The organism is Streptomyces purpureus (assembly GCF_014648195.1).
Lineage (GTDB): Bacteria > Actinomycetota > Actinomycetes > Streptomycetales > Streptomycetaceae > Streptomyces > Streptomyces purpureus.
In genome coordinates this window covers 79,792-101,206 of record NZ_BMQQ01000017.1, presented here as the reverse complement: position 1 = coordinate 101,206, position 21,415 = coordinate 79,792, and the positions used below count along the sequence as shown (strand labels likewise).

Here is a 21,415-nt window from a genome sequence, read left to right as displayed (position 1 = left end):
CACCCCGTTAGACTCGACCTTTGGCACGTTTGCGCCCCAGTCGTCGAGCGGGGCAGCCCAGCCAGCCAAACGGAAGCACGGGAAGAGATGTCCGCACCCAATAAGTCGTACGACCCGGTTGAGGTCGAGGCACTGAAACCGGAAGAGATCGAGCGCATGCGGGACGAGGCGCTCGCCGCCTTCGCCGCCGCGGGCGACCTCGACGAGCTCGCGCACGCGAAGGTCGCGCACACCGGTGGCACCTCGCCGCTCGCCCTCGCCAACCGGGAGATCGGCGCGCTGCCGCCGCAGGCCAAGGCCGAGGCCGGCAAGCGCGTCGGCCAGGCCCGCGGCCAGGTCAGCAAGGCCCTGGCGACCCGCCAGGCCGAGCTGGAGGCCGAGCGCGACGCCCGCGTGCTGGTCGAGGAGGCGGTGGACGTCACCCTTCCCTACGACCGCACCCCGTCCGGCGCCCGCCACCCGCTGACCACCCTCATGGAGCGCGTCTCCGACGTCTTCGTCTCCATGGGCTACGAGGTCGCCGAGGGCCCCGAGGTCGAGGCGGAGTGGTTCAACTTCGACGCCCTCAACTTCGTCCCCGACCACCCGGCCCGGCAGACCCAGGACACCTTCTTCGTCCAGGGCACCACCGCCGACGGCAAGGTCACCACCGGCGACGAGTCCGGCATCGTGCTGCGGACGCACACCTCCCCGGTCCAGGCCCGCACCCTCATCGACCGGGAACCCCCGGTCTACGTGGTGTGCCCCGGCCGGGTCTACCGCACCGACGAGCTCGACGCCACGCACACCCCGGTCTTCCACCAGATCGAGCTGCTCGCCGTCGACGAGGGCCTCACCATGGCCGACCTGAAGGGCACCCTCGACCACATGGTCCAGGCGCTCTTCGGCCCCGACATGAAGACCCGGCTGCGCCCCAACTTCTTCCCCTTCACCGAGCCGTCCGCCGAGATGGACATGCTCTGCTACGTCTGCCGCGGCGAGTCCGTCGGCAACCCGGAGCGCCCCTGCCGCACCTGCTCCAGCGAGGGCTGGATCGAGCTCGGCGGCTGCGGCATGGTCAACCCCAAGGTGCTCGTCGCCTGCGGCGTCGACCCCCAGAAGTACAGCGGATTCGCCTTCGGGTTCGGCATCGAACGGATGCTGATGTTCCGCCACAACGTCGAAGACATGCGAGACATGGTCGAGGGTGACGTCCGGTTCACCCGGCCGTTCGGGATGGAGATCTGATGCGGGTCCCGCTTTCCTGGCTGCGGGAGTACGTCGACCTGCCGGCCACCGAGACCGGCCGCGACGTGCAGGCCAAGCTGGTGTCGGCCGGTCTGGAGGTCGAGACCGTCGAGCAGCTCGGCGCCGGGCTCTCCGGCCCCCTCGTCGTCGGACAGGTCCGCACCATCGAGGAACTGACCGAGTTCAAGAAGCCGATCCGCTTCTGCACCGTCGATGTCGGCCAGGCCAACGGAACTGGCGAGCCGCAGGAGATCATCTGCGGCGCCCGGAACTTCGCCGAGGGCGACAAGGTCGTCGTGGCCCTGCCCGGCGCCGTCCTCCCCGGCGACTTCCGGATCGCCGAGCGCAAGACGTACGGCCGGGTCTCCCGCGGCATGATCTGCTCCGGCGACGAGCTGGGCATGGGCGACGACGGCAGCCACGGCATCATCGTGCTGCCGCCCGAGCACGAGGTCGGCACCGACGCCACCGAGCTCCTCGAACTCTTCGACGAGGTCCTCGACATCGCCGTCACGCCCGACCGCGGCTACTGCCTCTCCATGCGCGGCGTCGCCCGCGAGGCGGCCACCGCCTACGGGCTGCCGCTGCGCGACCCGGCCCTCCTCGACGTGCCCGCGCCGAACTCGTACGGCTACCCGGTCACGATCGGCGACCCGATGGGCTGCGACCGCTTCGTCGCCCGGACCGTCACCGGCCTCGACCCCGAGGCCCGCTCCCCGATCTGGCTGCGCCGCCGCCTACAGAAGGCCGGCATGCGCCCGATCTCGCTCGCCGTCGACGTCACCAACTACGTGATGCTCGAGCTCGGCCAGCCGCTGCACGCCTACGACCGCTCCCGGGTCGAGGGCACCATCGGCGTCCGCCGCGCCGAGGCCGGCGAGAAGTTCACCACCCTCGACGGCGTCAAGCGCGTCCTCGACGCCGAGGACCTCGTCATCACCGACGACCGCGGAGCCATCGGCCTCGCCGGTGTGATGGGCGGCGCCAACACGGAGATCGCCGACCACGACGACGCCGCCGGTGCCACCACCGAGGTCGTCATCGAGGCCGCGCACTTCGACGCGCTCTCCATCGCCCGCACCGCCCGCCGGCACAAGCTGTCCTCCGAGGCGTCCCGGCGCTTCGAGCGCGGCGTGGACCCGCAGGCCGCTGCCGCCGCCGCCCAGCGCACGGTGGACCTGCTCGTCCTCCTCGCGGGCGGCACCGCCGAGGCCGGCGTCACGGAGATCGTCGCCCCCTCCGGGCCGCACACGATCACCATGCCCGCCGACCACCCCGACCGGGTCGCCGGTGTCTCCTACGGCCGCGAGACCGTCGTCCGCCGCCTCCAGGAGGTCGGCTGCGACGTCTACGGGCAGGACGAGCTGGTCGTCACGGTGCCGTCCTGGCGCCCCGACCTCGTCGCCCCCAACGACCTCGCCGAAGAGGTCATCCGGCTGGAGGGCTACGAGAACCTGCCCTCCACGCTGCCCAAGCCGCCCGCCGGCCGGGGCCTGACCGAGCGTCAGCGCAGCCACCGCCGGGTCGGCCGCGCGCTGGCCGGTGCCGGGTACGTCGAGGCCCTGAACTACCCGTTCATCGGCGAGCAGGTCTTCGACCAGCTCGCCCTCGACGCCGACGACCCGGCCCGCCGCGTCGTCACCCTCGTCAACCCGCTCTCCGACGAGGAGCCGGCGCTGCGCACGACGCTGCTGCCCGGCCTCCTCGGCGCACTGCGGCGCAACGACGGCCGCGGCAGCCACGACCTGGCGCTCTTCGAGACCGGGCTGGTCTTCCACCCGGCCGACGGGACCGACGTCGCGGTCCGCATCCCCGCCGACCGCCGTCCCACCGACGAGGAGATCGCCGGTCTCACCGCCGTCCTGCCCCGGCAGCCGCGGCACGCCGCCGTCGTCCTCGCGGGCTCCCGCGAGCAGGCCGGCTGGTGGGGCAAGGGCCGCCCGTCCGACTGGGCCGACGCGGTCGAGGCCGCCCGGACCGTCGCCCGTGAGGCCGGTGCCGAACTGATCGTGCGTCAGGGCCAGTACGGTCCGTGGCACCCCGGCCGCTGCGCCGAGCTCGCCGTCGTCGTCGACGGCGCGGAGAAGGTCGTCGGCCACGCCGGAGAGCTCCACCCGCGCGTCGTGAAGGCCTTCGGCCTGCCGGCCCGTACGTGCGCCATGGAGATCGACCTCGACACCGTCGAGCAGGCCTCCGCCGGCGCCGTGCAGGCACCGCGGATCTCCACCTTCCCGGTGGCGACCCAGGACGTCGCGCTGGTCGTGCCCAAGGACGTCCCCTCCGCCGAGGTGGAGCGGACCCTGCGCGAAGGCGCCGGTGAACTCCTCGAGTCCATCCGCCTGTTCGACGTCTACACCGGCGACCAGATCGGCGAGGGCAGCAAGTCCCTGGCGTACGCGCTGCGTTTCCGCGCCACGGACCGCACGCTGACCGTCGAGGAGGCCTCGGCCGCCCGCGACGCGGCCGTGGCACTGGCCACGGAACGCGCGGGAGCGGTCCTCCGCGGCGCCTGACGGGCCGCAGGACGGTGAAGGGGCCACTCCGGGACTGCCCGGGGTGGCCCCTTTCCGCGCCCGCCGCCGCCGAACTCCGGGCGCTGGACGGCTCGTAGGCCGGAGTCGGCCTGTCTGGGGGAGTGCGACGGGTCGCCCCCTTCCGTGCCCGCCGGTGCGGGCGTACCCGGCCGTCCTGCGTGGCGTCCGACGGCTCGTACGATCCGAGGCGGCCCTTCCGCGACGTACCGTCGTGCCCGAAGCAGCCCTTCCGGTGCGTGCCGGGGTGGCCCTTTCCGTGCCCGCCGGCGCGGGCGCACCGGGGCCGAACTCCGGGCTACGGCCCCAAGGGGCACCCCCGGGACTTCCCCGGGGCGCCCCCTCCCGCCCAGGCGCACCAGCGTCCTACTCCGCGGCGCCCGACCCGCCCGTACGGCCCGAAAGGGCACCCCCGACCACCCGTGGCGGCCCCTTTCCTGTCACGCTCGCCCATCTCACTCATTCGGGTGAGATCTCTGGCGCACCTTCCGCCCCGTCCCGGACGATCGACAGAATCGACCCGGCCACAGAGGCGGCCCTGTGAACCCAGGGCCTGGAGGGGGGCCACCGGAATGATCCGAAGCAGCTGGCGCCGACTGGGCCCGCTGGCCCTTCCCACCCTCTGGGGCGCGGCCGCCGTCACGTGGAAGCTCGCCTGTCCCCTCGCCCAGCAGGAGGGGCTCGCCACCCGCATCGCCACCAGCGCCGTCTTCTTCACCGTCGGCACGGGACTCGTTCTCGGCATCCGCCGCGGCCTCGCCCGCGAGCTGCGCCAGGTCCGCGAGGTCGCCCGGGCCACGCAGCGCGTCCTGCTCCGCCCGCCGCCCCCGCGACTGGACGGGCTCACTCTCGCCGCCACCCAGCTCTCCGCCTCCCGCGCCTCCGAGATCGGCGGGGACCTCTACGACGCGGTCGCCACCCCGCACGGCGTCCGGGTCGTCATCGGTGACGTCCGAGGCCACGGCCTCGCCGCGATCGGGGCCGTCGCCGCACTCCTCGGCAGCTTCCGCGAGGCCGTCCACGACGAAACCGAACTCGCCGGTGTGCTGCGGCGCATGGACCGGGCCCACCATCGGCACCTGCGGGAGCGCGCCCGGGACGAGCACCCCGCCTCCGGCGCCCGCGCGCCCGAGCACCCGGCGGCCGAGGAGTTCGTCACCGTCCTGCTTCTGGAGATCCGCCCCGAGGGCGACGTCCTCGCCCTCAACTGCGGCCACCCCTGGCCGTACCGGCTCCACCGCGGCGCACACCCGGTCCAAGCCGGTGACACGCTGCCCCCGCTCGGTGTCCTTCCGCTCCCCGCCGAGCTGCACCCGCACCGCTGCCCACGGCTGTTGCCAGGCGAGGCGTTGTTCCTGCACACCGACGGCGCCGAGGACGCCCGCGACCCCCGCGGCCGGTTCTTCCCGCTCGCCACGGTCCTCGGCGAAGCCGCGGCCGGTACGCCCGTGTCGCCCACCGCAGTCGTCCACCGCGTCCACGCCGCGCTGCTGCGGCACACCGGCGGACGGGTCACCGACGACGTCGCCCTGCTCGCCGTACGCAACGACCGCTCGCGGGTGCCCGCACAGCTCCCCGAAACCGGTCCCTGCCGCGCCCGGACGGCACCCTCGCGGAGCTAGGCCGGCTTCAGCGGTCGGGGCCGTCCGTCCTGCCGCGGAGTGTCGGGCAGACCAGCAGGACGGACGGCACGGAGCGGGCCGTCGCACTGTTCGAGGGGGAGCCGACGGCCCGGCCGCCTCCTTTCGAGGCAGTTCAGTCAACCGGCGCTCGGCGCCCGGCGGGAGAGCACACGGGGCACGGTCACGGGCACTGCGTTCACACCCCGTGCGAACCGCGCCCGCGCACACCGGGGCCGGCCCGCACACGCCGGGGTCCGTACGCACCCTCCTCCACTACCCTGACGGCACCGAGGCATCGAAGGGGCCACCATGCAGCCCAACACCCTGCTCGACGCCCTGCTCGACGAAGCGGGCATCTCCCACGCCGGCCTCGCCGCGCACGTCAACCAGCGGGGCCGGGTCCGAGGCCTCAGCCTGCGCTACGAACACACCGCCGTCGGCCGCTGGCTCAAAGGACAGCGCCCCCGCGGCCAGGTCCCCGACCTGATCTGCGAAGTGCTCTCCATTCGGCTCCACCGGCCCGTCACCCTCGACGACATCGGCCTCGGCGTCCCCGGCGGCGCCGCGGAGCCGCACGGCACCCCGCTGCGCGGCTTCGTCGAACGGGCCACCGCCCTGTGGCGCTCCGACGAACAGCAGCGCCCGCACATCCTCGGCGCCCCCGCCGTGACCGGCACGCCCGCAGTGATGCCCGTCTGGGAGTGGGAGAACCCTCCCGAGGACGCCGATGTCTCCCGCGACGGCCAGACACGCGTCCAGCACGCCGACATCACCATGCTCCGGGCCGCCCGCGCCCACTACGAGCTGATGTACCGCCGGGCCGGCGGGATCGCCACCCGCGCCCGGATCGTCGGATTCCTCAACGCCGAGGCGGCGCCGCTGCTCCGCGGCCGTTACGACGACAGCCTCGGCCGCCGGCTGCACCGCGCCACCGGCGGACTGGTGTCGGTGGCGGGCATCTGCGCGTACGACTCCGACGCGCACGGCCTGGCTCAGCGCTACTTCCACCAGGCGCTTCGCCTGGCGAAGGCCAGCGGCGACCGGGGCCTGGGGGCCTATGTGATCGCGCTGCTGGTCAACCAGTCCCTGTTCATGGGGGAGTTCCGCCAGGGCGTGGCGTTCGCGGAGGCCGCGCTGCGTACCGCCGGGCGGGAGATCACCCCCGCGCTCGCCGCCGATCTGTACGCGATGCAGGCCAAGGCGTACGCCCACCTCGGCGACGGCGGCAGCGCGCTGCGCTGCATCCGCCGGGCGGAACAGGAGGCCGAACGGATCAGGCCATGCCATGAACCCGACGAGACCGGCTATGTCCAGCCCGGTCTGGTGAACGTACAAGTCGCCGAGGCGCTCCTGAGCCTGGGCGACCTTCCGGCGGCCCGCGAACACGCGGTCGCCGCCGTCGGCACACCGGCCCACGACCGCGGCCGGGTCCACCGGCTCGCCATTCTCAGCCGGATCCAGCTGCGCCAGGGGGAACCGGACGAAGCCGCCCGCACGGCCGCCGAAATGGCGGACCGGGTACGGGGAATGGAGTCGCAGCGGCTACGGGACCGGCTGCGCGAGGTACGGGAGCATCTGGTCGCCAGCGGCTGCGCCGATGCGCGAGAAGCGGCCGAACTCATCGACGGAGCCCTGCGCGTTCCCTTGTGAGCGTTCCGCTGTCCGCACCGAGCTGCTCCGATGCTGCCACCTACACAAGCGGAAGGTGGCACAACCGTGCAGTGGACGAACCTGAGCGAACAGACTGTGTACAGGAATCGCTGGTTCCGGGTGAACCTCGCCGATGTCGAACTCCCCGACGGCCGGCACCTCGACCACTTCCTCATCCGGCTGCGGCCGGTCGCCGTGGCCACCGCCGTCAACGCGGCGGGCGAGGTCCTGCTGCTCTGGCGGCACCGCTTCATCACCGACAGCTGGGGCTGGGAGCTTCCCGCCGGGGTCGTCGAGGACGGCGAGGACATCGCCACCGCCGCGGCGCGGGAGATGGAGGAGGAGACCGGCTGGCGCCCCGGCCCGCTGCGCCATCTGCTCACGGTGGAGCCGTCCAACGGCCTCTCCGACGCCCGCCACCACCTCTACTGGTCGGACCGGGCCACCTACACCGGCCATCCCGAGGACGACTTCGAGTCCTCCCGCCGCGAGTGGGTGCCGCTCAAACTCGTCCCCGACATGATCGCGCGCGGCGAGATACCGGCCGCCGCCATGGCGGCCGGTCTCCTGCTGCTGTGGACTCAGCTGTACGGGTAGAAGCCCGAGCCGGTCTTACGGCCGAGGCGTCCGGCGTCCACCATCCGCTGGAGCAGCGGGGGAGCGGCGTACAGCGGCTCCTTGAACTCGGCGTACATGGAGTCCGCCACCGAGGCGACCGTGTCCAGGCCGATCAGGTCGGAGAGCTTCAGCGGGCCCATCGGGTGGGCGCAGCCCATCTCCATGCCGTTGTCGATGTCCTCACGGCTTGCGATGCCGGACTCGAACATCCGGATCGCGGAGAGGAGGTACGGGATGAGCAGCGCGTTCACCACGAAGCCCGAGCGGTCCTGGGCACGGATCGCGTGCTTGCCGAGGATCTTCTCGACCATCACCTGGGCACGGCTGATCGTGCCCTCGGAGGTGGTGAGCGCGGGGATCAGCTCGACGAGCTGCTGCACCGGCGCCGGGTTGAAGAAGTGGATGCCGATGACCTGGTCGGGCCGCGAGGTGGCGACGGCCAGCTTCACCAGCGGGATGGAGGAGGTGTTGGAGGCGAGGATCGCGTCCGGGCGGGTCACGACCTGGTCGAGGATCTGGAAGATCTCGGTCTTGACCTGCTCGTTCTCCACGACGGCCTCGATGACGAGGTCGCGGTCGGCGAATTCCCCGAGGTCGGTGGTGAAGCTGAGCCGCGCGAGGGTCGCGTCGCGCTCCTCCTCGGTGATCTTGCCGCGCTGGGCGGCCTTGGACAGGGAGTTCTGCAGCCGGGTACGGCCGATCTCCAGCGCTTCGCCGGTGGTCTCGGCGACCTTCACCTCCAGGCCGCTGCGAGCGCACACCTCCGCGATGCCCGCGCCCATCTGGCCACAGCCCACCACTCCGACGCGTGCAATGTCGGCCATTGAGTCCGTCACCTCGTGCCTTTCCTGATTCCCTGCGGCAGGTCTCCGTGTGATTCCGGCGCCCGCCTCGACCCCACGACGTTACTCCGCCGTTGCGTGTGGCGGGCCGCCCGGGGCGGGCATGCTTTCCGGACAAACAGCACACATCCGACCAGCGGAGGGTCGCAAATGCGGCAGACCGGCAGAATTGATCGACGCGACTTTGTGACGGCCGCCACGGGCGCCGTCACCGCGCTGTCCCTGGGCGGTGCGGCGAGCGCCGCGCCCCGCACGGCGACGCCGGTGGCGGCGCACCGGAGTGAGGCGGGGCCGGCCGGCGGGCGGGCGGACACGCAGGACGAATTCCGCGGCATGTGGCTCGCGACGGTCTTCAACCGCGACTGGCCCTCACGCACCGGACTGAGCGCCACCCAGCAGCAGACCGAACTCGTCGCCCACCTCGACACCGCCGTCGAGCGCCGCCTCAACGCCGTCGTCCTCCAGGTCCGGCCGACCGCCGACGCCCTGTGGCCGTCCCCGTACGAGCCGTGGGCCGAATGCCTCACCGGCGTCCAGGGCCGTGATCCCGGCTGGGACCCGCTGGGCACCGCCGTACGGGAGGCCCACGCCCGGGGTCTTGAGCTGCACGCCTGGTTCAACCCCTACCGCGTCGCCAACCACACCGACCCCGGCCGGCTGACCGCGAACCACCCGGCCCGGCTGCACCCGGGGTGGACGGTCGCGTACGGCGGAAAGCTCTACTACAACCCCGGTCTGCCCGAGGTCCGCGCCTTCGTCCAGGACGCCATGCTCGACGCGGTCCGCCGCTACGACATCGACGCCGTCCACTGGGACGACTACTTCTACCCGTATCCGGTGGCCGGGCAGACCTTCGACGACGACGAGGCGTACACCCTCCACGGCGGGGGGTTCGCGAACCGCGCGTCCTGGCGGCGGAACAACATCGACCTGCTGGTCCAGGAGATGGCCGGACGGATCAAGGAGATCAAGCCGGGCGTCGCCTTCGGGATCAGCCCCTTCGGCGTCTGGCGCAACGCCTCCACCGACCCGCTCGGCTCCGACACCGCGAGCGCCCAGACCTACGACGACCTGTACGCCGACACCCGCAAATGGGTCCGCCAGGCGTGGCTCGACTACGTCATGCCCCAGCTGTACTGGCACATCGGCCTCAAGGCGGCGGACTACGCCAAGCTCCTGCCCTGGTGGAACGAGGTCGTGCGGGGCACCGGTGTCCATCTCTACGTCGGGGAGGCGCTGTACAAGGCGGGTGACCCCGCCCAGCCGTCGAAGTGGCAGGAGCCTGCCGAGCTCTCCCGCCACCTCACCCTCGCCGAGGCGTACGGCGAGGTCCGCGGCCACTGCTTCTTCGCCGCGAAAGAGGTCGCGGCGGACCGGATCGGGGCGATGGCCACGGTCGTGGCCGACCACTACCCGACCAGGGTCCGTCCTCCCCGCTGATCGCTGACCGTCGGAGCCGCGGCCGGCCGTCAGGCTGGTCCGGTCTCCTTGTGGTGGCGTACGACGCTGTCGGGGCCCGGTGACATCAGGGCCTCATGGCCGTCGTCGTCGAACTTGACGCGATATGGCGGTGTGCCGTTCTCGCCCAGTACCTGCAGGATCTCGGCCGTACGGTCGTGCTGACCGACGGTCCGGCCGTGCACCAGCAACTTGTCGCCCACGCTCGCTTGCATCGGGAGGAACCTCCTCGGGCCCGGCCTTTCCTACATTTCGCAGTCTACGTCCGCCATTGTGACCCGGGTCACTTCAGGGCGCACGGTCAGCCGCGGGCCCGCTGGGTGACCGCGATGCACACCAGGACGGCGGCGGCCGCCAGTGGCGCCGCCGGGGAGAGCTCCTCACCGAGCAGGGTCACCGACCAGACCAGGGTGAGCAGCGGCTGGGCCAGCTGGAGCTGGCTCGCCTTGGGGATGCCGATCGCGGCCATGCCGCGGTACCAGACGTACAGCCCGAAGAAGGTCGAACCGGCCGCGACCCAGACCAGGCCGATCACCCCGTGCGCGGTCAGGCGCACCGGCTCGTAGGCCAGGCCGACCGCGGAACCCGCCACCATCAGCGGCAGACAGCCGACCAGCGCCCAGCCGACCACCTGCCAGCCCGGCATCAGCCGGGCGAGCCGGCCGCCCTCGGTGTAGCCGGCCGCGCACACCAGCAGCGCCCCGAAGAGGTAGAGGTCGCCGGTGGTCAGCGCCCCGCCGCTCTGCTGGACGGTGAAGGCGATCACCACGGCGGCTCCGGCAAGCGCGGCCGCCCAGAAGGTCCGCGACGGGCGCCGGCCGGTGCGTACGGCGGCGAAAGCGGCGGTCGTCAGCGGCAGCAGTCCCACCACCACGGCCGCGTGCGACGTGGTCGACGTCTGCAGGGCCAGCGTGGTCAGCAGCGGGAAGCCCACCACCACACCGCCGGCGACCACCGCGAGCCCGGCCCAGTGCCGCCGCTCCGGCAGCGGGACCCGCAGGGCGAGCAGGAAGCCGCCGGCGATCAGCGCCGCGAGCGTGGACCGTACGGCGACCAGCGACCACGGCCCGAAGCTCTCCAGGCCCCAGACGGTGGAGGGGAAGGTCAGCGAGAAGCAGACGACACCCAGCGCGGCGAGAATCGTGCCGCCGCTGACCGCTATCGTCGTGGTGGGAGTAGCGCTATCCTGTGCTGTCATGCAAGAGCGTAGCAGCGTGGCTGAACTGGCGAACTCTCTTAAAGCTGAGCTCGACCGCTACTCGCCGGGTGGAAAGCTCCCGTCGAGCCGCTACCTGGTGGAGCGCTACCGGGTCTCGCCGGTCACGGTCTCGCGAGCCCTCGCCCAGCTCGCCGCGGAGGGCCTGGTCGTCACCCGCCCCGGCGCCGGCGTCTTCCGGGCCCAGCCCCGCACCGCGACCGCCGCCCCCGGCGACACCTCCTGGCAGGAGGTCACCCTCAGCGCCGACGCCGCCACCGAGCTCGTCCCCCGGGCCGTCGACGGCTCCGGGGTCCTGGTCACCCTCTCCGCCCCGCCACCGGGCGTCGTCGAGTTCAACGGCGGCTATCTGCACCCCTCCCTCCAGCCCGAACGCGCCATGGCCGCCGCCCTCGCCCGGGCCGGGCGGCGCCCCGGAGCGTGGGGGAGGCCCCCCGTCGACGGTCTGCCCGAACTGCGCGAGTGGTTCGCCCGCGAGATCGGCGGCACGGTCACCGCCGCCGAGGTCCTTGTCACCGCCGGCGGCCAGTCCGCGATCACCACCGCCCTGCGAGCCCTCGCCCCGCCCGGCGCCCCCGTCCTCGTCGAATCCCCCACCTACCCGGGCATGCTGGCGGTCGCCCGCGCCGCCGGACTGCGGCCCGTGCCCGTCCCCACCGACACCGACGGCGTCCGCCCGGACCTGCTCGAAGCCGCCTTCCGCGCCACCGGCGCCCGGGTCTTCGTCTGCCAGCCCCTCTTCCAGAACCCCACCGGCGCCGCGCTCGCCGGACCCCGCCGCCCCGAGGTGCTCCGGATCGCCCGGGCCGCCGGAGCCTTCGTCGTCGAGGACGACTTCGCCCGCCGGCTCGTCCACGACGACTCCGGGCCGCTGCCCGCCCCTCTCGCCGCCGACGACCCCGACGGCGTCGTCGTCCACGTCTGCTCCCTCACCAAAGCCACCTCCCCCAGCCTGCGGGTCGGCGCCCTGGCCGCCCGCGGCCCGGTCCTGGAGCGACTGCGCGCCATCCAGGTCGTCGACAGCTTCTTCGTCCCCCGCCCCCTCCAGGAAGCTGCCCTGGAACTCGTCGGATCGCCCGCCTGGCCCCGCCACCTCCGCTCCGTCGCCGCCGAACTCAAGACCCGCCGAGACACCCTGGCCGGCGCCCTCGCCCTCCACCTGCCCGAACTCGCCCTGCCGCACATCCCCTCCGGCGGCTACCACCTCTGGCTCCGCCTCCCCGACACCCTCGACGAACCCGCCCTGCTCGCCGCCGCCCTGCGCGCCGGAGTCGCCCTCGCCCCCGGCCGCCCCTACTTCTGCGCCGAACCCCCGGCCGGCCATCTGCGGCTCAGCTTCGCGGGCGTGGCGGGTCCGGCCGAGATCGCCGAGGGCGTACGACGGCTGCGGACCGCCGTCGACGAACTGGCCCGTCCATAGCCATCCCGCCCCGCTCTGCGCGCCCCGGATCATGTCCGCGACCGACGACGCCGACGGCGTCTACGCGAGGGTCGGTCTCCCTGCCACGTGAGGATCCCGGGACGTGGAGGAACTCTGGCCTGAACTGACCCTTCGTCCGTTCCGCCCGACCCCTTGACCTGCACCGTCCCCGGCCTCACGATCGCGGCCATGGGTCTTCGGGTCACGCTCGTCGCCGCCGCGCGCAGCTCCTCCCGGCTGGCCGAGCGGTTCGACGACGACCGGCCGCTCGACCAGGTGGGCTGGGACGACGTGCGCCTCGCCGCCCCCAGTCTGATCCCGCTCGGCGCGGCGGAGCTGCGCTACTGCTCGCCGACCGCCCGCAGCCGCGACACCGGCCGGGCCCTGGGCTACGCCCCGCTCGCCCAGCCCGCCCTGCGCGACTGCGACATGGGCAGCTGGCGGGGGTACACCCTCGCCGAGGTCGCCGCCCAGGACCCCGCCGCGGTCGACGCCTGGCTGGGCGACCCCTGGGCGGCCCCGCACGGCGGCGAGCCCCTGCTGTCCTTCATCACCCGGATAGGAGGGTGGTTGGAGACCCGCCCCACCGCCGACGGCGCCATCGTCGCCGTCGCCGAACCCGCCGTCGTACGGGCCGCGCTGGTCTACGCCCTGCAGGCGCCACCGCTGACGTACTGGAACGTCGACGTCCGCCCGCTGTCGACGGTGACCCTGACGGGCCGGCCCCGCCACTGGAGTCTGTGCCTCGAAGCGGGCGCCCTTCACGCGATCTAGGGCCGGGCCGACCAGGTCCGGCACCGCGCCGGGCGGGCGGCCGTCGGCCGTGGCGTAGCCTGAGGGCACGATGAACCGTTTGACCACGTCATGGGGCGAGTTCGACCTCACCCGTTTCCCCGAGGACCCGCGCGACACCCTCCGGGCCTGGGACGCCGCCGACGAGTATCTGCTGCGGCATCTGGAGGAGGTCTCTCCCTCCGGGACCGTGGTCGTCCTCGGCGACCGGTGGGGCGCCCTCGTCACGGCGCTGGCCGCGCTGTCGCCCGTCCAGATCTCCGACTCCTTCCTGGGCCGCGAGGCCACCCGGGCCAACCTGGCCCGGGCGGGCGTGGACCCCTCGGCCGTACGGCTGCTCACCACCCAGGACCCGCCGCCGGAGCGGATCGACGTGCTGCTCGTACGGGTCCCCAAGAGCCACGCGCTCCTGGAGGACCAGCTCCACCGGCTCGCGCCCGCCCTGCACGAGGGCACGGTCGTCGTCGGTACGGGCATGGTCAAGGAGATCCACACCTCCACGCTCCAGCTCTTCGAGCGGATCATCGGGCCCACCCGCACCTCGCTGGCGGTGAAGAAGGCGCGCCTGATCTTCGCCACCCCCGACCCCTCGATCACGCCGGGGCCCAGCCCCTGGCCGTGCACGTACACCCTCGACGGCGACTCCTCCGCCGTCTCGGGCCGCACGGCCGTCAACCACGCCGGCGTCTTCTGCGCCGACCGGCTGGACGTCGGCACCCGCTTCTTCCTCCGCCACCTCCCCGGCCCTGGCGCGCCGGGGCGCCGGATCGTCGACCTGGGCTGCGGGAACGGCGTCGTCGGCCTGGCCGCCGCGCTCACCGACCCGGACGCCGAGCTCCTCTTCGTCGACGAGTCCTACCAGGCGGTCGCCTCCGCCGAGGCCACCTTCCGGGCGGGCGCCGCACCGGGCACGAAGGCGGAGTTCCGGGTCGGCGACGGCCTCTCCGACGTGGCGCCGGGCTCGGTGGACCTGGTCCTGAACAACCCGCCGTTCCACAGCCACCACGCCACGACCGACGCCACGGCCCGCCGGATGTTCACCGACGCCCGCCGGGCCCTGCGCCCCGGCGGCGAACTGTGGGTGATCGGCAACCGCCACCTCGGCTACCACGTCACACTGCGCCGCGTCTTCGGCAACAGCGAGCTGATCGCGGGCGACCCCAAGTTCGTGGTCCTCAAGGCCGTCAAGCGCTGACCGGGACGAACATATGACGGGTGGCCCTGTCGGATCGGGGTCGATCACGAGATATCTTGATGTCGAGCAATGTTGCAGACGTGGAGACGTGGAGCGGAGCACCCGGTGACAGAGTCGACCATCATCTATACGCACACTGACGAGGCCCCCGCCCTGGCGACGTACTCGTTCCTGCCCGTGGTCCAGGCGTACGCCTCGACGGCCGGCGTCCGAGTGGAGACGCGGGACATCTCGCTGGCCGGCCGCATCATCTCCCAGTTCCCGGAGTACCTCGCCGAGGACCAGCGGATCGATGACGCCCTCGCCGAGCTCGGCGACCTGGCGAAGACCCCTGAGGCCAACATCATCAAGCTGCCGAACATCTCGGCGTCGATCCCGCAGCTCAAGGCCGCCGTCGCCGAGCTCCAGGGCCAGGGCTACGCGCTGCCCGACTACCCGGACGACCCGAAGACCGACGAGGAGCGCGAGATCCGCGCCCGCTACGACAAGGTCAAGGGCAGCGCCGTCAACCCGGTCCTGCGTGAGGGCAACTCCGACCGCCGCGCCCCGGCCTCGGTCAAGAACTACGCCAAGGCGCACCCGCACCGCATGGGCGCCTGGTCGGCCGAGTCCAAGACCAACGTCGCGACCATGGGCCAGAACGACTTCCGCTCCACCGAGAAGTCCACGGTGATCGCGGAGCAGGGCACCCTGCGCATCGAGCACGTCGCCGCCGACGGCGCCGTCACCGTGCTGCGCGAGTCCGTACCGGTCCTGGCCGGCGAGGTCGTCGACGCGTCCGTCATGCGCGTCGCCGCCCTGCGTACGTTCCTCTCCGAGCAGGTCGCCCGCGCCAAGGCCGAGGGCGTGCTGTTCTCCGTGCACCTCAAGGCCACGATGATGAAGGTCTCCGACCCGATCGTCTTCGGTCACGTCGTGCGCGCCTTCTTCCCGCAGACCTTCGAGAAGTACGGCAAGGCGCTCGTCGCCGCCGGTCTGTCCCCCAACGACGGCCTCGGCACCATCCTCAAGGGCCTGGACGGCGTCCCCCACCTGGGCGCCGAGATCAAGGCCTCCTTCGAGGCCGAGCTCGCCGAGGGCCCGGCCCTCGCCATGGTCGACTCCGACAAGGGCATCACCAACCTGCACGTGCCGTCCGACGTCATCGTCGACGCCTCCATGCCGGCCATGATCCGTACCTCGGGCCACATGTGGGGCGCGGACGGCCAGGAGCACGACACGCTCGCCGTCCTGCCGGACAGCTCCTACTCCGGTGTCTACCAGGCCGTCATCGAGGACTGCCGCGCCCACGGCGCCTTCGACCCGTCGACCATGGGCTCGGTCCCGAACGTCGGTCTGATGGCGCAGAAGGCCGAGGAGTACGGCTCCCACGACAAGACCTTCGAGATCGCCACGGCCGGCACCGTCCGCCTCGTCGACGCCGCCGGCAACACCGTCCTGGAGCAGGAGGTCGCCGAGGGCGACATCTTCCGCGCCTGCCAGACCAAGGACGCGCCGATCCAGGACTGGGTCAAGCTCGCCGTCACCCGCGCCCGCGCCACCGGCGACCCGGCCGTCTTCTGGCTGGACGAGGGCCGCGCCCACGACGCCGTCCTGATCGAGAAGGTCAAGACGTACCTCGCCGACCACGACACCGACGGTCTGCGGATCGAGATCCTGTCCCCGGTCGAGGCGACCAAGTTCTCCCTGGAGCGCATCCGCCGCGGCGAGAACACCATCTCGGTCACCGGCAACGTCCTGCGTGACTACCTCACCGACCTCTTCCCGATCCTGGAGCTGGGCACCAGCGCCAAGATGCTGTCGGTCGTCCCGCTGATGAACGGCGGCGGTCTGTTCGAGACGGGCGCCGGCGGCTCCGCCCCGAAGCACGTCCAGCAACTGGTCAAGGAGAACTACCTGCGCTGGGACAGCCTCGGCGAGTTCCTCGCGCTGGCCGTCTCCTTCGAGCACCTGGCGACCACCACGGGCAACGCCCGAGCCCAGGTCCTCGCCGACACCCTGGACCGTGCGACCGGCACCTTCCTCAACGAGGACAAGTCGCCGAGCCGCCGCCTCGGTGGCATCGACAACCGCGGCAGCCACTTCTACCTGGCGCTCTACTGGGCCCAGGAGCTGGCGAAGCAGACGGACGACGTCAAGCTCGCCGAGGCGTTCGCGCCGCTGGCCAAGACGCTGGCCGAGCAGGAGCGGACCATCGTCGACGAGCTGATCGCGGTGCAGGGCTCCCCGGCGGACATCGGTGGCTACTACCAGCCCGACGCTGCCAAGGCCTCGGCGGTCATGCGGCCGTCCGCGACGCTGAACCAGGCGCTCGCGTCCCTCGCCTGAACCGCCGTGTGATGGCATGATCCGCCCCGGATGGACTCCCGTCCGCCCGGGGCGGATCTCTTGTATTCCCTTGCATAAAGCCTTTGCATAAAACTGCGGCACTGCGTATAGTCATGCCATCGACGAGGAGGGTTCGATGACGGTACGTGCAGCAGTGGCGGGAGCGAGCGGATACGCGGGCGGCGAAGTCCTGCGTCTCCTCCTGGGCCACCCCGGGGTCGAGATCGGCGCCCTGACCGGCTTCTCCAACGCGGGCCAGCGTTTCGGTTCCCTGCAACCCCACCTTCTGCCGCTGGCGGACCGTGTCCTCGAACCGACCACTGCCGAGGTCCTGGCCGGGCACGACGTGGTCTTCCTGGCGCTGCCGCACGGCCAGTCCGCGGCCGTCGCCGAGCAGCTGGGCGACGAGGTGCTCGTGGTCGACATGGGTGCCGACTTCCGGCTGAAGGACTCCGCCGACTGGGAGACGTTCTACGGCTCCGCCCACGCCGGCACCTGGCCGTACGGCCTTCCCGAACTGCCGGGCGCCCGCGCCGCGCTGGAGGGGTCCAGGCGCATCGCGGTGCCCGGTTGCTACCCGACGGCCGTCTCGCTCGCGCTGTTCCCGGCGTACGCGAACGGCCTGGTCGACACCGACGCCGTGATCGTCGCCGCCACCGGTACGTCGGGCGCGGGCAAGGCGCTCAAGCCGCATCTGCTGGGCTCGGAGGTCATGGGCTCGATGTCGCCGTACGGCGTCGGCGGCGGCCACCGGCACACCCCGGAGATGATCCAGAACCTCAGCGGCGTCGCGGGCGAGCGGATCTCCGTCTCCTTCACGCCGACGCTCGCCCCGATGGCCCGCGGCATCCTCGCCACCTGCTCGGCGAAGGCGAAGCCGGGCGTGACCGCGGAGACGGTCCGGGCCGCGTACGAGAAGGCCTTCGCCGACGAAGCGTTCGTACACCTGTTGCCGGAGGGCCAGTGGCCGGCCACGGCGTCCGTCTACGGTTCGAACGCCGTCCAGATCCAGGTCGCCTACGACCAGGCGGCGCACCGCGTGATCGCGATCAGCGCGATCGACAACCTCACCAAGGGCACCGCCGGCGGCGCGGTGCAGAGCATGAACATCGCCCTCGGGCTCCCCGAGGCAACGGGACTTTCCACGACTGGAGTTGCGCCGTGAGCCACGGACGAGCAGCCGCCGGTCGGCAGACGACGACGATGCCCGCGCCCCTGTGCTGCGGAGCCGGAGAAGCGAACGGAGCAGCACAGTGAGCGTGACCGCAGCGAAGGGGTTCACGGCGGCGGGTATCGCCGCCGGGATCAAGGAGAACGGCAACCCGGACCTGGCCCTCGTGGTCAACACCGGGCCCCGCCGTGCCGCCGCGGGTGTCTTCACCTCCAACCGCGTCAAGGCCGCCCCGGTCCTCTGGTCCGAGCAGGTCCTCAAGACCGGCGAGGTGACCGCCGTCGTCCTCAACTCCGGTGGCGCGAACGCCTGCACCGGCCCGAAGGGCTTCCAGGACACCCACGCCACGGCCGAGAAGGCCGCGGAGGTCCTCCGGATCGGCGCCGGCGAGGTCGCCGTCGCCTCCACGGGCCTGATCGGTGTCCTGCTGCCGATGGACAAGCTGCTGCCGGGCGTCGAGAAGGCCGTCGGCGAGCTCTCCCAGCACGGTGGCGAGAAGGCCGCCATCGCCATCAAGACCACCGACACCGTCCACAAGACGTCGGTCGTCACGAAGGACGGATGGACGGTCGGCGGCATGGCCAAGGGCGCGGGCATGCTCGCCCCGGGCCTGGCCACCATGCTCGTGGTCCTCACCACCGACGCCGACGTGAGCTCCGCGGACCTGGACAAGGCGCTGCGGGGCGCGACCCGGGTCACGTTCGACCGGGTCGACTCCGACGGCTGCATGTCCACCAACGACACCGTGCTGCTGCTGGCCTCCGGCGCGGCCGGGGTCACGCCCGCCTACGAGGAGTTCGCCGAGGCCGTCCGCGAGGTCTGCGACGATCTCGCCCGGCAGCTGATCGGCGACGCCGAGGGCGCCTCGAAGGACATCCGGATCGAGGTGGTCAACGCCGCCTCCGAGGACGACGCCGTCGAGGTGGGCCGCTCTATCGCCCGGAACAACCTGCTCAAGTGCGCCATCCACGGCGAGGACCCCAACTGGGGCCGGGTGCTCTCCGCGATCGGTACGACGAAGGCCGCCTTCGACCCGGACCGGCTCAACGTCGCCATCAACGGCATCTGGGTCTGCAAGAACGGCTCCGTCGGTGAGGATCGCGACCTCGTCGACATGCGCTACCGGGAGGTCACGATCACCGCCGATCTCTCCGCCGGGTCCGAGAAGGCCGTCATCTGGGCCAACGACCTCACCGCCGACTACGTCCACGAGAACAGCGCGTACTCCTCATGAGCCAGACCCGTAAACACACCGCCCTGCCCAAGGCGCAGACGCTGATCGAGGCGCTGCCCTGGCTCACCCGCCATCACGGCAAGACCGTCGTCATCAAGTTCGGCGGCAACGCCATGGTCGACGACGAGCTGAAGGCGGCCTTCGCCCAGGACGTGGTCTTCCTGCGGCACGCCGGCCTCAAGCCGGTCGTGGTGCACGGCGGCGGCCCGCAGATCAGCGCCGCGCTCGACCGGCACGGTCTGGTCAGCGAGTTCAAGGCCGGTCTGCGGGTGACGACGCCGGAGGCGATGGACGTCGTACGGATGGTGCTAGCCGGCCAGGTCCAGCGGGAGCTGGTCGGGTTGCTCAATCAGCACGGCCCGTTCGCGGTCGGTCTCACCGGCGAGGACGCGCACACGATCACGGCCACCAAGCACCAGCCGGTCATCGAGGGCGAGCAGGTCGACATCGGCCGGGTCGGTGAGATCACTGCCATCGACACCGGCGCCATCGCGGCGCTCCTGGAGGACGGCCGGATCCCGGTCGTCTCCTCGATCGCCCGTTCCCAGGACGACGGACATGTCTACAACGTCAATGCTGATACGGCGGCTGCGGCACTCGCTGCGGCGCTGGGCGCGGAGACCCTGATGGTCCTCACGGACGTCGAGGGGCTCTACGAGGACTGGCCCAACAGCGACGAGGTGATCAGCCGTCTCACGGCGAGCCAGCTGGAGAAACTGCTCCCCGAGCTGTCCAGCGGCATGGTTCCGAAGATGGAGGGGTGTCTGCACGCCGTCCGCAACGGGGTCACCACCGCGCGCGTGATCGACGGACGGGTCCAGCACTCGATCCTGCTGGAGATCTTCACGGACGAGGGCATCGGCACGATGGTCGTAGCGGACCAGCCGGGCCAGCTGGGGGAATCATGAGCGGCAACCAGGATCTGACCGAGCGCTGGCAGGGCGCGCTGATGAACAACTACGGCACCCCGCGGCTCCCCCTGGTCCGCGGCGAGGGCTGCACGGTCTGGGACGCCGACGGCAACGCGTACCTCGACTTCGTCGGCGGTATCGCCGTCAACGCGCTCGGCCACGCCCACCCGGCCGTGGTGGAGGCCGTGTCGCGGCAGATCGCCTCGCTGGGCCATGTCTCGAACCTGTTCGTCGCCGAACCGCCGGTCGCCCTCGCCGAGCGGCTGCTCCAGCTTTTCGGCCGCCCGGGCAAGGTCTTCTTCTGCAACTCCGGCGCCGAGGCCAACGAAGCCGCCTTCAAGATCGGCCGGCTCACCGGCCGCCGGCACGTGGTCGCCACCGAGGGCGGTTTCCACGGCCGGACGATGGGCTCGCTCGCGCTGACCGGCCAGCCCGGGAAGCAGGAGCCCTTCCTGCCGCTGCCCGGCGACGTCACCCATGTCCCCTACGGGGACGTGCAGGCGCTGCGGGCCGCGGTCACCGAGGACACGGCAATGGTCGTCATCGAGCCGATCCAAGGTGAGAACGGCGTCGTCGTGCCTCCGGCCGGCTATCTGACGGCCGCCCGCGAGATCACCCGCGCCACCGGCACCCTCCTCGTCCTGGACGAGGTGCAGACCGGCATCGGCCGGACCGGCCACTGGTTCGAGCACCAGGGCCACGAAGGCGTCGAACCCGACGTCGTCACCCTCGCCAAGGGGCTCGGCGGCGGTCTGCCGATCGGCGCCACCGTCGCCTTCGGCGCGGCCGCCGACCTGTTCGGGCCCGGCCACCACGGCACCACCTTCGGCGGCAACCCGGTCTCCTGCGCCGCCGGTCTCGCCGTGGTCGACACCCTCGCCGCCGACGGCGCCCTCGACGAGGTGAAGCGGCTCGGCGAGAAGCTGAGGAACGGAATCGAGGCGCTGAACCACCCGCTGGTCTCCTATGTCCGTGGCGCGGGCCTCCTGCTGGGTATCGTGCTCACCGAGCCCCGCGCGCCGCAGGCGCAGCAGGCGGCTCAGGGTGCCGGTGTCCTGGTGAACGCCCCCGCCCCCGATGTCGTACGGATCATGCCGCCGCTGATCGTCGGCGACGCGGAGGTGGACGCCTTCCTCCAGGCCCTGCCCGGCATCCTCGACGAGAGCCACGGCGAAGGACGATCCGGAGAATGAGACGACG

17 protein-coding genes are annotated in these 21,415 nt (G+C 72.1%); 14 read left to right on the top strand and 3 right to left on the bottom strand.

Going from position 1 to position 21,415, the window contains the following annotated elements; all coding sequences use genetic code 11:
• Positions 1 to 87 precede the first annotated feature (87 nt).
• The 5 genes from pheS (at position 88) to IEZ01_RS21615 (ending at position 7,627) form a co-directional block, all read left to right on the top strand.
• Positions 88 to 1,227 carry a phenylalanine--tRNA ligase subunit alpha gene (gene pheS / locus IEZ01_RS21635; RefSeq protein WP_019884937.1) on the top strand — a complete coding sequence of 380 codons (1,140 nt, stop codon included), beginning with the start codon at positions 88 to 90 and terminating at the stop codon, positions 1,225 to 1,227.
• Complete coding sequence (pheT, locus tag IEZ01_RS21630) at positions 1,227 to 3,740, top strand: phenylalanine--tRNA ligase subunit beta (protein ID WP_019884936.1); 2,514 nt, start codon at positions 1,227 to 1,229, stop codon at positions 3,738 to 3,740. The genes pheS and pheT overlap by 1 nt, the downstream gene beginning before the upstream one ends.
• Before the next feature lie 590 nt (positions 3,741 to 4,330).
• On the top strand, positions 4,331 to 5,380 hold the full coding sequence (locus IEZ01_RS21625) for a PP2C family protein-serine/threonine phosphatase (protein WP_019884935.1): 1,050 nt from the start codon (positions 4,331 to 4,333) through the stop codon (positions 5,378 to 5,380).
• A gap of 309 nt (positions 5,381 to 5,689) precedes the next feature.
• Positions 5,690 to 7,030: an NsdA family TPR-like regulatory protein gene (locus IEZ01_RS21620; protein WP_019884934.1), complete on the top strand. Its 1,341-nt coding sequence runs from the start codon at positions 5,690 to 5,692 to the stop codon at positions 7,028 to 7,030.
• A gap of 66 nt (positions 7,031 to 7,096) precedes the next feature.
• The gene (locus tag IEZ01_RS21615) at positions 7,097 to 7,627 is read left to right on the top strand and encodes an NUDIX hydrolase (protein WP_078513255.1); all 531 of its coding nucleotides are present in this window, start codon (positions 7,097 to 7,099) and stop codon (positions 7,625 to 7,627) included.
• On the opposite strand, the gene IEZ01_RS21610 is transcribed toward IEZ01_RS21615, so the two are convergent.
• Complete coding sequence (locus tag IEZ01_RS21610) at positions 7,612 to 8,472, bottom strand: 3-hydroxybutyryl-CoA dehydrogenase (RefSeq protein WP_106959780.1); 861 nt, start codon at positions 8,470 to 8,472, stop codon at positions 7,612 to 7,614. The two genes, IEZ01_RS21615 and IEZ01_RS21610, sit on opposite strands and share 16 nt — an antisense overlap.
• Positions 8,473 to 8,640: 168 nt before the next feature.
• Here IEZ01_RS21610 and IEZ01_RS21605 point away from each other — a divergent pair, with 168 nt between their 5' ends.
• Positions 8,641 to 9,930 carry a glycoside hydrolase family 10-like protein gene (locus IEZ01_RS21605; RefSeq protein WP_040875103.1) on the top strand — a complete coding sequence of 430 codons (1,290 nt, stop codon included), beginning with the start codon at positions 8,641 to 8,643 and terminating at the stop codon, positions 9,928 to 9,930.
• A 29-nt stretch (positions 9,931 to 9,959) separates the two neighbouring features.
• On the opposite strand, the gene IEZ01_RS21600 is transcribed toward IEZ01_RS21605, so the two are convergent.
• Both IEZ01_RS21600 and IEZ01_RS21595 read right to left on the bottom strand, forming a co-directional pair.
• Positions 9,960 to 10,163: a DUF1918 domain-containing protein gene (locus IEZ01_RS21600; protein WP_019884930.1), complete on the bottom strand. Its 204-nt coding sequence runs from the start codon at positions 10,161 to 10,163 to the stop codon at positions 9,960 to 9,962.
• A gap of 86 nt (positions 10,164 to 10,249) precedes the next feature.
• A complete protein-coding gene (locus IEZ01_RS21595; RefSeq protein WP_019884928.1) occupies positions 10,250 to 11,146 on the bottom strand; it encodes a DMT family transporter in 897 nt (298 codons plus the stop codon).
• Here IEZ01_RS21595 and IEZ01_RS21590 point away from each other — a divergent pair.
• The 8 genes from IEZ01_RS21590 to IEZ01_RS21555 all read left to right on the top strand — a co-directional run bounded on the left by IEZ01_RS21590 (position 11,145) and on the right by IEZ01_RS21555 (position 21,408).
• Positions 11,145 to 12,584 (top strand): aminotransferase-like domain-containing protein, encoded by a 1,440-nt coding sequence (locus IEZ01_RS21590; protein ID WP_028797327.1) that lies wholly within the window; start codon positions 11,145 to 11,147, stop codon positions 12,582 to 12,584. The two genes, IEZ01_RS21595 and IEZ01_RS21590, sit on opposite strands and share 2 nt — an antisense overlap.
• A gap of 189 nt (positions 12,585 to 12,773) precedes the next feature.
• Positions 12,774 to 13,358, top strand: a complete 585-nt coding sequence (locus IEZ01_RS21585) for a histidine phosphatase family protein (protein ID WP_189203251.1) — start codon at positions 12,774 to 12,776, stop codon at positions 13,356 to 13,358.
• A 79-nt stretch (positions 13,359 to 13,437) separates the two neighbouring features.
• Entirely contained in the window at positions 13,438 to 14,571 is a 1,134-nt protein-coding gene (locus tag IEZ01_RS21580) for a methyltransferase (RefSeq protein WP_189203249.1), read from the top strand.
• Between the two features lie 105 nt (positions 14,572 to 14,676).
• Positions 14,677 to 16,899: an NADP-dependent isocitrate dehydrogenase gene (locus IEZ01_RS21575; RefSeq protein WP_019884924.1), complete on the top strand. Its 2,223-nt coding sequence runs from the start codon at positions 14,677 to 14,679 to the stop codon at positions 16,897 to 16,899.
• Between the two features lie 136 nt (positions 16,900 to 17,035).
• Positions 17,036 to 18,064 carry an N-acetyl-gamma-glutamyl-phosphate reductase gene (gene argC, locus IEZ01_RS21570; protein WP_028797325.1) on the top strand — a complete coding sequence of 343 codons (1,029 nt, stop codon included), beginning with the start codon at positions 17,036 to 17,038 and terminating at the stop codon, positions 18,062 to 18,064.
• 88 nt (positions 18,065 to 18,152) lie between these two features.
• Positions 18,153 to 19,304: a bifunctional glutamate N-acetyltransferase/amino-acid acetyltransferase ArgJ gene (argJ, locus tag IEZ01_RS21565; RefSeq protein ID WP_189203247.1), complete on the top strand. Its 1,152-nt coding sequence runs from the start codon at positions 18,153 to 18,155 to the stop codon at positions 19,302 to 19,304.
• The gene (argB, locus tag IEZ01_RS21560; protein ID WP_019884920.1) at positions 19,301 to 20,212 is read left to right on the top strand and encodes an acetylglutamate kinase; all 912 of its coding nucleotides are present in this window, start codon (positions 19,301 to 19,303) and stop codon (positions 20,210 to 20,212) included. Before argJ ends, argB begins: the two co-directional genes overlap by 4 nt.
• Positions 20,209 to 21,408 carry an acetylornithine transaminase gene (locus tag IEZ01_RS21555; RefSeq protein ID WP_019884918.1) on the top strand — a complete coding sequence of 400 codons (1,200 nt, stop codon included), beginning with the start codon at positions 20,209 to 20,211 and terminating at the stop codon, positions 21,406 to 21,408. Before argB ends, IEZ01_RS21555 begins: the two co-directional genes overlap by 4 nt.
• Positions 21,409 to 21,415 lie beyond the last annotated feature (7 nt).

Coding starts and splice junctions, on each gene's coding strand:
- pheS (WP_019884937.1), top strand. CDS start 88: ATGTCCGCACCCAATAAGTCGTACGACCCGGTTGAGGTCGAGGCACTG.
- pheT (WP_019884936.1), top strand. CDS start 1,227: ATGCGGGTCCCGCTTTCCTGGCTGCGGGAGTACGTCGACCTGCCGGCC.
- IEZ01_RS21625 (WP_019884935.1), top strand. CDS start 4,331: ATGATCCGAAGCAGCTGGCGCCGACTGGGCCCGCTGGCCCTTCCCACC.
- IEZ01_RS21620 (WP_019884934.1), top strand. CDS start 5,690: ATGCAGCCCAACACCCTGCTCGACGCCCTGCTCGACGAAGCGGGCATC.
- IEZ01_RS21610 (WP_106959780.1), bottom strand. CDS start 8,472: ATGGCCGACATTGCACGCGTCGGAGTGGTGGGCTGTGGCCAGATGGGC.
- IEZ01_RS21605 (WP_040875103.1), top strand. CDS start 8,641: ATGCGGCAGACCGGCAGAATTGATCGACGCGACTTTGTGACGGCCGCC.
- IEZ01_RS21600 (WP_019884930.1), bottom strand. CDS start 10,163: ATGCAAGCGAGCGTGGGCGACAAGTTGCTGGTGCACGGCCGGACCGTC.
- IEZ01_RS21590 (WP_028797327.1), top strand. CDS start 11,145: ATGCAAGAGCGTAGCAGCGTGGCTGAACTGGCGAACTCTCTTAAAGCT.
- IEZ01_RS21595 (WP_019884928.1), bottom strand. CDS start 11,146: ATGACAGCACAGGATAGCGCTACTCCCACCACGACGATAGCGGTCAGC.
- IEZ01_RS21585 (WP_189203251.1), top strand. CDS start 12,774: ATGGGTCTTCGGGTCACGCTCGTCGCCGCCGCGCGCAGCTCCTCCCGG.
- argC (WP_028797325.1), top strand. CDS start 17,036: ATGACGGTACGTGCAGCAGTGGCGGGAGCGAGCGGATACGCGGGCGGC.
- argB (WP_019884920.1), top strand. CDS start 19,301: ATGAGCCAGACCCGTAAACACACCGCCCTGCCCAAGGCGCAGACGCTG.
- IEZ01_RS21555 (WP_019884918.1), top strand. CDS start 20,209: ATGAGCGGCAACCAGGATCTGACCGAGCGCTGGCAGGGCGCGCTGATG.